This is a genomic window from Priestia aryabhattai B8W22, assembly GCF_000956595.1.
Classification (GTDB): Bacteria; Bacillota; Bacilli; order Bacillales; family Bacillaceae_H; genus Priestia; species Priestia aryabhattai.
Genome location: NZ_JYOO01000018.1, coordinates 47,205 through 60,155, shown reverse-complemented (window position 1 = coordinate 60,155; position 12,951 = coordinate 47,205). Strand labels below are relative to the sequence as shown.

General features: G+C 37.7%; 14 protein-coding genes and 2 pseudogenes. 10 read left to right on the top strand and 6 right to left on the bottom strand.

The features are described 5' to 3' along the window. The first annotated feature begins 330 nt into the window (after nucleotides 1-330). Nucleotides 331-726, top strand: coding sequence for a LytS/YhcK type 5TM receptor domain-containing protein (locus N178_RS15160; protein WP_045293215.1), 396 nt, complete (start codon nucleotides 331-333; stop codon nucleotides 724-726). A 3-nt stretch (nucleotides 727-729) separates the two neighbouring features. Then, nucleotides 730-1,850 (top strand): annotated as a pseudogene (locus tag N178_RS15155) (sensor domain-containing diguanylate cyclase). 28 nt (nucleotides 1,851-1,878) lie between these two features. Here the strand turns inward: N178_RS15155 and N178_RS15150 are convergent. The 5 genes from N178_RS15150 to N178_RS15130 form a co-directional block, all read right to left on the bottom strand. Continuing rightward, on the bottom strand, nucleotides 1,879-2,052 hold the full coding sequence (locus tag N178_RS15150) for a twin-arginine translocase TatA/TatE family subunit (protein ID WP_013055701.1): 174 nt from the start codon (nucleotides 2,050-2,052) through the stop codon (nucleotides 1,879-1,881). Between the two features lie 73 nt (nucleotides 2,053-2,125). Continuing rightward, nucleotides 2,126-2,440: a DMT family transporter gene (locus N178_RS15145; protein ID WP_013055702.1), complete on the bottom strand. Its 315-nt coding sequence runs from the start codon at nucleotides 2,438-2,440 to the stop codon at nucleotides 2,126-2,128. A 1-nt stretch (nucleotide 2,441) separates the two neighbouring features. After that, nucleotides 2,442-2,783, bottom strand: a complete 342-nt coding sequence (sugE, locus tag N178_RS15140) for a quaternary ammonium compound efflux SMR transporter SugE (protein WP_045293214.1) — start codon at nucleotides 2,781-2,783, stop codon at nucleotides 2,442-2,444. A gap of 42 nt (nucleotides 2,784-2,825) precedes the next feature. Then, on the bottom strand, nucleotides 2,826-3,416 hold the full coding sequence (locus N178_RS15135) for a TetR/AcrR family transcriptional regulator (RefSeq protein WP_045293212.1): 591 nt from the start codon (nucleotides 3,414-3,416) through the stop codon (nucleotides 2,826-2,828). A gap of 84 nt (nucleotides 3,417-3,500) precedes the next feature. Further along, entirely contained in the window at nucleotides 3,501-4,154 is a 654-nt protein-coding gene (locus tag N178_RS15130) for a hypothetical protein (RefSeq protein ID WP_045293210.1), read from the bottom strand. Nucleotides 4,155-5,062: 908 nt separating this feature from the next. Between N178_RS15130 and pgsB the strand changes: the two genes are divergently transcribed. The 6 genes and pseudogenes from pgsB to N178_RS28035 all read left to right on the top strand — a co-directional run bounded on the left by pgsB (nucleotide 5,063) and on the right by N178_RS28035 (nucleotide 11,451). Next, nucleotides 5,063-6,244, top strand: a complete 1,182-nt coding sequence (gene pgsB / locus N178_RS15125; protein ID WP_014461310.1) for a poly-gamma-glutamate synthase PgsB — start codon at nucleotides 5,063-5,065, stop codon at nucleotides 6,242-6,244. Nucleotides 6,245-6,260: 16 nt separating this feature from the next. Further along, nucleotides 6,261-6,710 (top strand): poly-gamma-glutamate biosynthesis protein PgsC, encoded by a 450-nt coding sequence (gene pgsC / locus N178_RS15120; protein WP_013055707.1) that lies wholly within the window; start codon nucleotides 6,261-6,263, stop codon nucleotides 6,708-6,710. Nucleotides 6,711-6,750: 40 nt separating this feature from the next. Further along, a complete protein-coding gene (locus N178_RS15115) occupies nucleotides 6,751-7,947 on the top strand; it encodes a CapA family protein (protein WP_045293209.1) in 1,197 nt (398 codons plus the stop codon). A 29-nt stretch (nucleotides 7,948-7,976) separates the two neighbouring features. After that, complete coding sequence (locus N178_RS15110; RefSeq protein WP_045293208.1) at nucleotides 7,977-9,539, top strand: gamma-glutamyltransferase family protein; 1,563 nt, start codon at nucleotides 7,977-7,979, stop codon at nucleotides 9,537-9,539. A 20-nt stretch (nucleotides 9,540-9,559) separates the two neighbouring features. Next, complete coding sequence (locus tag N178_RS15105; RefSeq protein WP_013082014.1) at nucleotides 9,560-9,763, top strand: CapE family protein; 204 nt, start codon at nucleotides 9,560-9,562, stop codon at nucleotides 9,761-9,763. Nucleotides 9,764-9,887: 124 nt separating this feature from the next. Next, nucleotides 9,888-11,451, top strand: a pseudogene (locus N178_RS28035) (gamma-glutamyltransferase family protein). Nucleotides 11,452-11,477: 26 nt separating this feature from the next. On the opposite strand, the gene N178_RS15095 reads toward N178_RS28035, so the two are convergent. Then, a complete protein-coding gene (locus N178_RS15095) occupies nucleotides 11,478-11,927 on the bottom strand; it encodes a staygreen family protein (protein WP_045293206.1) in 450 nt (149 codons plus the stop codon). Between the two features lie 148 nt (nucleotides 11,928-12,075). On the opposite strand from N178_RS15095, the gene N178_RS27065 reads away from it, so the two are divergent. Both N178_RS27065 and N178_RS15090 read left to right on the top strand, forming a co-directional pair. Beyond that, nucleotides 12,076-12,243, top strand: a complete 168-nt coding sequence (locus tag N178_RS27065; RefSeq protein ID WP_013055713.1) for a hypothetical protein — start codon at nucleotides 12,076-12,078, stop codon at nucleotides 12,241-12,243. A gap of 223 nt (nucleotides 12,244-12,466) precedes the next feature. Then, the gene (locus N178_RS15090) at nucleotides 12,467-12,940 is read left to right on the top strand and encodes a hypothetical protein (protein WP_013055714.1); all 474 of its coding nucleotides are present in this window, start codon (nucleotides 12,467-12,469) and stop codon (nucleotides 12,938-12,940) included. The last annotated feature ends 11 nt before the right edge of the window (nucleotides 12,941-12,951 follow it).

The following is a 12,951-nucleotide window of genomic DNA, read 5'->3' as shown; positions in this document are numbered from 1 at the left end:
GTTCGACTACTTACCTTTCAGGGGAAAGTACAAAAAATAGAAAATGGATAAATATTTTAAAAAAGGTAAAAGGTGATGTGTACAAATAGAGTTTAGCAGTATACTAACAAGTAGAATTTCTTGTATAAAAGGAAGGTAATCGCTCTTTATATAGTGAGGATTGTCGGCAGCAAACAGAGTATAGAAGAGTTTTACTTAATGAAGGAAAAAATAGTGCTGTTCGATAAATCAAACAATACTACTTATAAAAAAGCGGCCGTAAATAATATGTAAGCTAAGAAGCCTATTGTTTTTTGTTTTAGCTTTTGGAAAGAGGTGAAGAAGAATAGATTGAGTCAACTTCTCTTTAATATCACATTAATTATTTCTTTCATGTTTGCTGCAAGTATAGTTCGAGAGCAAATCATTTATAGAGTAGAAGGAATAAAACGGTATAAAATGTATTGCTTAATTTCTTACGGACTATTAGGCAGCATTTTAATGATATATACAATTCAAATAGATTCTACTATGATTCTGGACCTTCGCTTTTTAGCGGTGACAATTGTTTGTCTTTATGCAGGAATGGTACCGGCTATCATTGCAGCTTGTATTATAGGGATAATGCGTTTGCTTTTGTTTGGAATTACGGCAAGCGGAATAATAGGTGCTGCTACAATTATCGTAATGGCTTTGCTGTCTGGGTGGACGGTTCGCTTACCTTATCGTCCATTTATTCGTTTTTAATTAATGAATTTTATGAGCTGGCTTTGCGTATTTTTCTCATTATCCTTTCTTTTTAAAGATATCAAGCACGCTGCTACAATTATCATCTATTTACTGCCTGCTTCTTGTATAGGTGGGTGTTTAGTATATCTGGTAGGTAGGTATATATATGTATCTCGAGTAACGACAAATCAGCATAAAAACCTGTCTAAAATGTTTTCGGTTATGGTTCAAAATGCAAAGACAGGCACCATGATTGAAACGCCAGAGCGCGAAGTAGCCGTTATTAATCAAACTTTTTGTGACATGTTTGATATACCCGGTTTTCCTAAACAATACGTTGGACTGGAAAGTAATCAGCTGTTTTTACCTCACGCTCCTATGTTGAAAGATCCTGCTAGGTTTTTAAAAACGGTAGAAAGCACCGTCTATTCAAAAGAGTCAATAGTAGATGAAGAAATCACCTTTATCAACGGTAAAATTTATGCGCGTGACTACATTCCAATCTATGAAGGTCATGTGTATATTGGCCACTATTGGGAATATCGAGATATTACGGAGAAAAAGAAGGCTGAGTGTGATCTTCGCAAAGCCAATAAAAAGCTTGAAATGCTGTCCATGAAAGATGGCCTAACAGGTCTGAACAACCGCCGATCTCTTGATAAACAGCTGGAAATGGAGTGGAAATACGCACGGAAAGAAAAAGAGCCTCTTTCTTTTCTTTTATTTGATATTGATTATTTTAAAGCGTATAACGATACCTATGGCCATATTCAAGGAGACGAATGCTTAAAAGAAGTAGCGAAGATCGCTAAAAGCATTGTCTTTGACGAATCGGCTTTTGTCGCAAGATACGGAGGAGAAGAGTTTGGTATATTGCTTCCTCGAGCTAATCAATATGAAGCGATAAAATGGCAGAAGCTATTAGACAGCAAGTGGAGGAGCGTGGAATTGTCCACCAGGCTTCTGAAGTGTTTAAGTGTGTCACAATCAGCGTTGGGATAATGACAGTCGTTCCATCCGAAAACATACAGCCCATTTCAATTGTTCATCAAGCAGATCAGGCTTTATATGAAGCAAAGCGTACGGGTCGAAATCAAATTTCAGTATATTCTCACCACAAAGAAGCTGACTCAAACGTTTGAGTCAGCTTTTAAAAGAGATATAAGCCTCTTATTTAGGAGGGGCTTTTTCTTTTTCGTCTTCTTCCATAATTCCTTTTGTAGCGTTTTTAAACTCTTTTAACGTTTTTCCAGCAGCTTTGCCTAATTCCGGCAGTTTCTTTGGACCAAAAAGCAATAGAGCGACAAATACAATTAAGGCAATTTCTCCAAACCCAAGGTTCATTGTCATCGTCTCCTATTTTTTGAAAGTGTTTACAAGTTTAGTATAGCACGAAAAGAGGGGAAGTAGTACACCCTTATCCGGTGATTTTAAGGCCGATTACACCTGCTACAATACAAAAAATAAATAGAATTCGACGCATATCTTTTGCTTCGCGAAAGAAAAGCATGCCAAGAAGTACGCTTCCGGCAGCTCCTACTCCCGTCCATATACCGTAAGCTGTTCCAAGAGGTATTTCCTTTAACGCTAAGGAGAGAAAATAAAAACTTCCTGCACCGAAAAGGATAAATCCAATCGAAGGAAACAATCGCTTAAATCCATCTGAAAGTTTCAAGAAAATTACAAATCCCACTTCGCAAAAACCGGCAGCTATTAATGCAATCCAAGCCATGTTAAGATTCCTCTCTTTCTGTTCCTTCAGTAGAAATTAACTTTAAACCGATGATTCCAAAGATCATTAATCCTAAAAATAAAATCTTTCCAATATTTGCACCTTCGTCTAAAACGGTCATTCCTAGTATCGCTGTGCCAGCAGCTCCTATACCAGTGAACACTGCATAAGCTGTTCCGACAGCAATTTGTTTTAAGGCATTTGAAAAGAAATAAAAGCTGATGACAATTGTGACGATCGTAATGATTGTTGGAGTTAATTCAGTAAATCCGTGTGAATATTTTAAGCCGATTGCCCATACAATCTCGAGTAAACCAGCGATAATAAGATAAATCCATGCCATTTTAATTCCTCCTTGCATAATAATAAGCCCTTTTTACAGGACCTATTTAGCACGTATGCCTTCCCAAAATATTGTCCAAGCATCGTGGATTTTTTGGTCATAATACTCTGGTTCATAATAAAAGCGCTGAATGAACAGTCCGTCGGTTAAACAATAAAAGCTATTGATATACAAATCAATGGGACGTTCAATTATTTCGCCTTCAGCCATTCCCTGTGTAAAAATAGCATGCAGGATTTGATCAGACAATCGTTCGCTTCTTAAGAAAATAGCTTTTACTTCCGACTGCAAATGTTCAGGCGGAAACAAAATAAGACGACGGTACATCTGGCCAAAAGAATCTTTTTCAATCATCGTGCAGAAATCTACAACAAAGCAGTAAAGCTGTTCTTTAGCAGACTTTGTTTTATGCTGTTCGTATATAACAGATAACTTTGTTAAAAATAAATTCATTAAATCATGCACGGTTAGTAAAAATAAGTCGTCTTTGTTCTTAAAATGAGCGTACAGGGAAGGTTTTTTTATGCCTACTTTTGATGAAATATCAGCAAGCGATGTTTCTGTATAGCCTTTCTTTCCAAAGAGCTCCATTGCTGCAGCTCTAATTTTTTCTACAGTTGATAATTCACTCAAAAAAAGCTCCTCCTCAATCTAACTAACGGTCGTTAGGTAAAAGATATCAAATATAAAAAAAAGAAGCAAGGAAATCGCTTCTTTTTAATGTATTTTCACTAAATGACGCTGAGTTAAAAATAAAGAGAAGATAAAAATAAGCTCAAACGTATTTGTTACGGCTGTGCTTGGTATAGGAATTGACACGGCACTTCCTACAATCATCACGGCTACTCCAATCATCATGCTGCTCCACCTGGTCTTGCGAAATAAGGAAATTCCAACAAAAAGCAAAATAATCGCCACAATGAGAACCATAAGAGGGGGACCGGATGATCCCACTAATGTATAGCGAACAATGCCATATTCACGTATAACTTCCATACGCTGAGTAATCGTCTCGATTATTTCATAGCTAATTAAGGCAAACGTAGTCAGCAAAAAAAGAATGCCGGCAACAGGTTTTTTAGCCCATGTAATCGTCGAGTATTTCGCTACGCCATACGCAAAGAGCACCAAAGTAGGAGTAAATAAAGCGTGAAACCAAAAGCGAAGCATGCTGAGTGAACGTAAAGTATCGCCTTCACCGATAAATGAACCAATCCCAATCATTATATTATCGTAAATTAGTCCAGCTATTACTAAAGGAAGAAAAAGCATGTAAAACGGCGAAGTGTTTTTTCTTACTACATATATGCTAAAGAAAAACAGGACAATATAGCAAAACGAAAATAGAAAATAAAGGATTGTATCAACCATTGTTTTCCTCCTTTTGATGATACTTCTTCTTTTTATGATAACATCATATGCCAAAAAAGTGAGAAATCATGCATTTTTATAGGCAATCTTATCGGACGAAAGCTGCCTTTATCGGTAGAAAGATTCAGAAAATATTGAAATAAAAATAGGAAAAGAGGCCATAGTCAAGCGATTTAGATTTACTGAATTGAATATTAAATAAAGGAAATCTATAAAACAACAACAAAAGAACTAGACGCATATGGAGGCTAAATACTTATATAATTAGAAAAAAATATTTAATGTCCTTTCTATTTAAGTAAGTTAAATGTAAGCATAAAATGGTAAGTAAATGTATTTTTCTTACTTTTATATCTATCTATCATCCTTACAAGTACGGTTGTTAGACAAATACAATTGGTATATCCATAAAAAGGAATTAATGGGATAAAATATTTTTTATTCTACCTTTATATTACAAAACGTTTTCTAAAGTTAAGAAATTTTTAATTACGTAATATTTCCGTGTGTTAATTGTAAGAGTGGTGTATAAAATATTCCTGTTGTTATGGTAAAAAAAGGTATCGATGGGATTTTTCTAGGTAAATAAACTTTAGACCTATTCTGTGAATTTTAAATAAAACGATGAGTTTTTAATTCTGTAAATAGACAATCGGAATTGTAAGAATATATAACATTTGAGCTATTGACCACTAATGAGCGCAGATGATAGTTTTAGAGCTGTTGAAATTGGTACTCGAGTCCATTTTTCAAAGCAGGTGTTTTAGCAGCATGCTAGCGCTGTTAATTGATTAGCTCCCATACATATATAAAGGGAGTGAAACTATGAAATCGTATATCTATCATTATGAATCAAAAGCGTTCATAACGTATCCAACAGGAGAAGTTTGGAAGGAGAAGAATGAAACATGATCTTAATTATCCTATGCTGCCTATTTTTAGTAGGGTATGGCGTTTGGGAGTATCGCAGACATTTACGCAAGCTGCATTCAATTCCTGTACGAGTGAATGTTAATGGTATTCGCGGAAAATCCACTGTTACACGATTGATTACAGGTATTGTAAAAGAAGCAGGTTACAAAACAGTAGGGAAAACGACAGGAACACAAGCGCGTATGATCTACTGGCATACAAGTGAAGAAGAACCAATTATTCGTCGTAAAGAAGGTCCGAACATTGGAGAACAGCGACGAGTGGTAAATGAAGTTGCCGATATTGGCGCGGAAGCTCTTATTTGTGAATGTATGGCGGTACAGCCTGATTATCAAATCACATTCCAAAATCAGCTGATTCAAGCCAAGGTAGGCGTTATTGTAAACGTACTAGAAGATCACATGGATGTAATGGGTCCAACTCTAGATGAAGTTGCTCAAGCGTTCACTGCTACTATTCCTTATGATGGCCACCTTGTTACAATTGAAGGTCCATATTTGGAATACTATAAAAAAATAGCTGCAGAGCGCAACACAAAGGTGATTGTAGCTGACAATGATAAAGTATCTGAAGCGTATTTACGCGAATTTGATTATATGGTTTTCCCTGATAATGCTTCCATCGGTTTAGCAGTAGCAGAAGCACTTGGTATCGATGCTGAAACAGCGATGAGAGGAATGTTAAATGCTCAGCCTGATCCAGGAGCTATGAGAATTACAACGTTTGGCGATGAAAAAAATCCAGCATTTTTAGTAAATGGATTTGCTGCCAACGACGCTTCTTCCACGCTTCGTATTTGGGAACGTGTAGATTCAATGAACTATAGTGAAAAGCTTCCTATTGTCATTATGAACTGCCGTCCGGACCGTGTAGATCGCACGGAGCAATTTGCTGAAGATGTAATGCCATACATTGAAGCGGACGTAATGATTGCAATTGGTCAGACGACCTCACCAATCGCTGCTGCACACCAAAGAGGCGAATTGCCAACAAAAGAATTCTGGGATATGGAAGGCGCTTCTACAGAAGAAATTTTAGAGCGCATGAAGCCTTATTTAAAAGATCGTATTGTATACGGTGTAGGAAATATCCACGGTTCAGCCGAGCCGCTTGTTGAAGCTATTATTGAAATGAAAAAGATGAGAAAAGCAGTTTAATCTAGGAGGCCATTTCATGTTCGGATCAGATTTATATATTGCCCTTGTGTTAGGGGTTACACTAAGCTTAATTTTTACAGAAAAAACGGGCGTATTGCCAGCCGGTCTTATCGTACCAGGGTATTTAGCTCTTGTATTTGATCAGCCAATTACCATTTTAATGATTTTCTTAATTAGTATTTTAACGTACGTTATCGTCGTGTACGGAATCTCAAAAGTAGTTATTTTATATGGACGTCGCAAATTTACAGCGATGTTAATTACGGGTATTGTGATTAAAGTTGCATTTGATTATTTCTTCCCGATCTTGCCGTTTGAAGTGTTTGAATTACGCGGAATTGGTATCATTGTACCGGGCTTAATTGCAAATACAATGCAAAAGCAAGGTCTTCCTTTAACAGTTGGAACAACGGTTTTATTAAGTGGTGTAACATTTGGAATTATGCAAGTTTATTATTTATTTTAATACACAAACAAACCGCAGCTGGTAAAGGAAGGTGAAAGCGTTGAAAGAGAAAAAATTAAACTTTCAAGAAAAAGTATTGATGTTTATAAAGAAAACAAAGCCTACAACAGGCAAGCAAGCTCTTATCTTAACGCCAATTTTAATCGTAATTTTAGCTCTTTCAGGATGGATGGAGCGTTCGGATGCTCTTGAGAACCCTGAGACGGCTAATCCAGAGGCCAATAATGATTTAACGATGACTATGGTCGGAGACATTATGATGGGTCGCCATGTAAGAGAAGTAACTGAACGCTACGGAGAAGATTTTGTATTCCGCAACGTGGAGCCGTTCTTTAAAAATTCGGATTACGTAAGCGGGAACTACGAAACGCCGATTTTAACAAACGACGTAGATTCATATAAAGCAATGGAAAAAGGTATTCATTTATATAGTAAGCCTGCTGATCTAGCGACCGTTAAAAATGCAGGTTTCGACGTATTAAACTTAGCGAACAACCATTCAATGGACTACAGTGCAAAAGGGTTAGAAGATACGATCTCTACTTTTGAAGCAAACAAATTAGATTTTGTTGGTGCTGGCCGTAACTCTGAAGAAGCAAAGCATATTTCGTATAAAGATGCTGACGGCATCCGCATTGCAACCGTAGGCTTTACGGATGTATATTCAGACGGAATGTCGGCTGGAAAAAACAACCCAGGTATTTTAAAAGCAGACCCGGATCTTATTTTCAGCACGATTCAGCAAGCGAAAGCAAATGCTGATTTAGTTGTAGTAAATGCCCACTGGGGTGAGGAATACGATGCACAGCCAAGTCCTCGTCAAGAAGGACTAGCAAAAGCGATGGTAGACGCTGGTGCGGACATTATCATCGGTCACCATCCGCACGTTCTACAGTCATATGACGTATATAAAGGTTCGGTTATTTTCTATAGCTTAGGAAACTTTATTTTTGACCAAGGGTGGTCAAGTACGAAAAATACAGCGATGGTTCAGTATCATTTAAACAAGCAGGGCCAAGCTAAAATTGATGTTATTCCAATGGTTATTAAAGCAGGTACACCAACCCCAACAGATAACCCTTGGCGCATGAAGCGTATTTATAACGATTTAAACAAGTTTTCTTCAAACCCTGAACTGTTAGAAAAAGAACGAAACAAGTTTGAATTAAACTTAGATCATTCTCGCATTATAAAACATGCAGAGGAACGCAAAAAGAAAGAAGCACAAGCTAACTAATAGCCCGTCATACACAGAGGAGGTAAAAGATGATAAATAAACGTAATACGATTATTGTTTCCATTGTCATCTTTTCACTCATAGTAGGTGTATGTGTTTATCAATTTATGTTTCCAAAACAAGAATATGCAGTAAGTACTTCAGATCCTCGCGCCACAAAAGTAGGTATGGAAATTCTTAAACAAGGCGGTACAGCAGTTGATGCAGCTATTGCCATTTCCTACACGCTTGGTGTTGTGGAACCGTACGGATCAGGACTTGGGGGAGGCGGAGGAATGCTGATTGATCCAGCAGATGCCTCTCCAACATTTATTGACTACCGAGAAATTGCACCTAAGAATGATAAAGAAGATGAGATTGGCGTACCAGGGTTCGTCGCTGGTATGGATTATATTCAGCATCACTACGGATCTCTGTCGATGAGCAAACTAATCGACCCGGCCATTAACTATGCCGAAAATGGGTACAAAGTGGACAAAGATTTGCACGATAGGCTGGTTTCATACAAAGGAAATGTGAATGAAGATGAAATTCCTAGCTTTTATCCAGATAAGGACGCCATTAACACAGGTGAAATTGTCAAACAGCATGAATTAGCGAACACGTTGCAAAAGATTAAGGAAGAAGGGCCAAATGCTTTTTATAGAGGGAAAATTGCAGACGATATTACAGAAGAAACGAAAGTAAGTCACAAAGACTTGCGAAAGTATGCGCCTGTTGAGCGCAAACCTCTATCAACTAATTATAAAGGTCATCAAATTATTTCAGCACCTCCTCCTTTTGCTGGTGCTACGCTCATTCAAATGTTAAAAATGACGGATCAAGAAGATATTTGGAAGCTGAAGGAATCGCATCCTAGTCTTTATTATCATTTTCTTGGTCAAATTTCAAAAGTAGCTTATCAAGACCGCTTGAAAAAAATTGCCGATCCGGCTTTTATAAAAGAAACGCCAAATGATTGGATCGACGATCATTACGTGCATTTACTTCGTAATAAATTAAATAATACTGAAACAGATCACACCAAAGTAAGCGACGTCGAAGAACATGAAAGTACCACTCATTTTGTTGTGATGGACGGTGAAGGAACCGTTGTATCAACAACGAATACGCTGAGTAATTTCTTCGGCAGCGGTGAATATGTAGATGGGTTCTTTTTAAATAATACGCTCAATACGTTTGGGGAAGGAATTAATAAGCGTCAACCTGGCAAGCGTCCAAGAACATTTACAGCCCCTACCATTATTCGTGAAGGTGATGAATGGGTAATGTCCATTGGCACACCGGGAGGAAATCGCATTCCTCAAGTGTTAACGCAAGTAATTGGGGATTATTTCGAAAACAAAGACTCCATTAAAAACGCAGTAGAAAACAAGCGTGTCATTTTTGATTCTCATAAGTTTTATTCAGAAGCCAAGCTTAAACAGTCAACGAAGGATGGTTTAAAAACGTACGGCTATGACTTAAAAAACAATGATAACGCGATGTTTTACGGAGGCGTTCAAGCTCTTGTGAAAGACTTAAAGAAAAATAAGATTCAAGGTGACGCTGATCCGCGCCGCCACGGTTTATGGGAAAAAAGTACAGACTAACTTAATTGGAGGAATAGAAAATGATCGCAAAACGTATCGTAGGGATTGTAGGACCAATTGCTATTGTAGCAGGAGTAGTAGCAGGACTTGGAGCTTTGAAGCATCCGGCTACTCTTTCAACAGATGAACAGCAAAAAATTGAAAATAACGTAAAAATGATTGAACAAACAAAATCAGCTGCTACAGATGCAGTAAATGATGCTGCGGCAGCCGCTGGAAAATAAATCTTATGCAGTAACAAAAAAGGCATCGTCTGGGACGATGTCTTTTTTGTGTGCAATTTAATGTATGGATAAAAATGAAAGCGCTTCACAAAATATACAGATAAGTAAAAATGGAGGGTAAGATGTGAATAAGAAATTACTGTTGTTTAATATTATTGCTTTTTTATTATTAATTTGCGTTATAGCCGCTTTTTTTATGAGTCAATCGAGTACAGATCTTAGTCCTAAAAAGCTGCTTAAAAAAAATAATGATCATTCTTATGGTGTGAGTTCGTCTAATTCTCTGGCAGCAAATGTAGGGATGGACGTATTAAAAGAAGGCGGGAATGCAGTAGATGCGGCTATTGCTATTTCGTATGCCCTGAACGTAGTCGAACCTTTTGGATCTGGAATTGGCGGAGGCGGAGGTATGCTGATCGCCAAAAAAGATCAGCCTGCTACCTTTATCGATTACCGGGAAACCGCTCCAACTTCTATGAGCGGTAAAAACGGCGTGCCGGGATTTGTCGCTGGTATGGAATATATTCAGCAGAAGTATGGCACAAAATCAATGAGTGATTTAATTCAGCCGGCTGTTGAATACGCTGAAAAAGGGTTTGAAGTAGACTCTCTTTTATCTTCTCGATTGTATTATTCTCGAGGAAGGATGGATGTGGATGATCTATCCGCATTTTATCCGAAGGGAGAAGCAATTGAAGAAGGAGAAAAGCTGACGCAGCCAGTGTTGGCTAAAACGTTAATTAAGATTCAGCGAGAAGGTGCATCTGCATTTTATAAAGGAGATGTGGCACAAGATCTTGCTGATGCAACGCCTATTTCTAAAAAAGACCTATCTTCCTATCAAGTAACAGAAACTAAGCCTGTCGTGTCTACTTACAATGGAACAGAAGTGATTTCAGCGCCTCCGCCTTTTTCTGGAATTACACTTATTCAAATGTTAAAAATGGCAGAGACAGAAAATCTTGAAACAATGCCTGACAAAGACTATTACGAAACGATGAACAGAATTAAAAAAGACAGCTTACTCAGACCGATTAAAACAAATCGGAGATCCTGACTTTCATCATCAAAACTCAAGTGAGTTAGTTAGTGATGATTATATAACAAACCTGGTCAATCACCCGACACGTTCTTCAGGTGAAGGCGATGAAGAACACGAAAGTACAACACATTTTGTAGTTATTGATTCAGAAGGAACCGTTGTATCAACAACCAATACGTTAAGTAACTTCTTTGGTACAGGTGAACAAGTTGACGGCTTTTTTCTTAATAACAATGCTGATACGTTTGGAAGCAAAGAACCGAATAATCGTGAGCCAGGAAAAAGAGCAAGAACTTTTACGGCTCCAACTATTATAAGAGAAAAAGGCGAGTGGGCGATGGGAATAGGTTCTCCGGGCGGAACACGGATTCCTCAAATTTTAACTCAGGTACTTTCTAAAAACCTTGAAGGGAATGAACCGCTTCAAGAAGCTGTAAATGAACCGAGATTTATTTTTGACGATTCGACTATTTATGTAGAGCCTGATTTAAATACAAAAAATATTCCTTCTGCGTTTCGAATAGAAACAAAGGAAAGCAACGTCTTTTATGGAGGTATCCAAGCATTAACCATTAATTTTCAAGATAAACAAATGGAAGGAGCGGGAGACCCTAGAAGAAATGGAGTTTGGAAAACAGGAGATTAACGGAGCAAAGGCCCCTTCTCATATGCTTAGGCATAGTGAGAAGGCGTTTGAAAATATCGAATGGAATGAAATTCTTTGTCGCTGGAATGAAAATGTACGTAAATGGGGGAACGATCTAAAGCAGGGTGAGCGTTGAAAAACGTGGCATCACCGTAGCGCAATGCTTTTAGCAAGTAAGGCATTTCTTGTTTGAAAATAGCATAACGAATGGCTTGCACAGACTTTTCCGTCTGTTCATTTCCAATAAATACGTATACATACAGCGTATCAACACCGTCTTTGTGGAGCCATTCGGCAAAAAGCTCATTTCGCTGCTCATTTAATTGATCAACAGCAAACTTTTCATCGATCCAAAGAAATAAATCATCTGTTTGTTCAGAATGAGTGAGCGTATAGCGGCGCCCAATAAAAGGGAAAGTGGGCGTGCTTCCTTGCCGGTATGTAACGCTAAATTGCTGAGGATTAAAAGCAGACAAACGGCATCTTCCTTTCGCGCTTTTAAGTAGTTTATGCATAAAAAAGAGAAATTTCACACATTCGTCAAGAATTTTAAGCTGTTTTTCTTACATGCATACTTATGAAAAAGTTGTTACACTGAAGAAAAGAAATAGTGGGTGATAAAAGATGGAGCCGCTGTATATTGTCTTATCGATTTTTTTAGCAGCAATGCTATCGTATGATATTGCTAAATTTGTTCGAGGGGACCGCCCAGATTGGAAAGAGGGTCTCGTGACCGGCCTTGTGTTCGTAGGCTTTTTAGCAGCCATGCAAATGGCTTTTCACATTGTATAGCGACGAAAAAGGCTGAGACAAATGTATTTTAGTTGAAGGAAGATCCGAACGATGAAACGTTCGGATCTTTTATGGTTAAGTGAACGTAGATTTCATGTATGTAGTTATGTCTCAATCTCTTTTTTTTGAGGATATGCCCCATAAGTTTAGTTCAGCAATACTAAAAAGCCTCGATATCGAATAAGCTGTTGTATACTGCATTTTTGATAAAGGGGCTTTTTACTTGTATCGAAAAAAAACACTGCTTTTGAAGCGAAGTTTAGGAGTAGCTGTGTTTCTTTCTGTTATTGCGCTGGGAATTTGGATGTTTCAATTTACATTCTTTTCTCCGAGTCATCAAGCCAAATCTGCCGTAAAAGAATTTTATACGCTAGAACAGGAAGGGAACTTTTCGGAATCATGGAACCTTTTTCATTCATCCATGAAAAAGAAGTGGACAAAAGGTGCATACATACAAGATCGTGCACACGTATTTCTCAATCATTTTGGGGTAGACACCTTTACGTATTCCATTGAAGATGTTGAAAAAAGAAAGAGCTGGAAGATGGAAAATGATCGTAAAGCGTTTCCTGTTGTTTACGAAATGACCGTTATCCAAACGTATAAAGGGAAATATGGAAACTTTGATTTGGTGCAGAAAGTGTATGCTGTTCGTGAAAAAGGAGAATGGAAAGTCGTGTGGGATTATAAACAGTAGGAGAGCCTGCT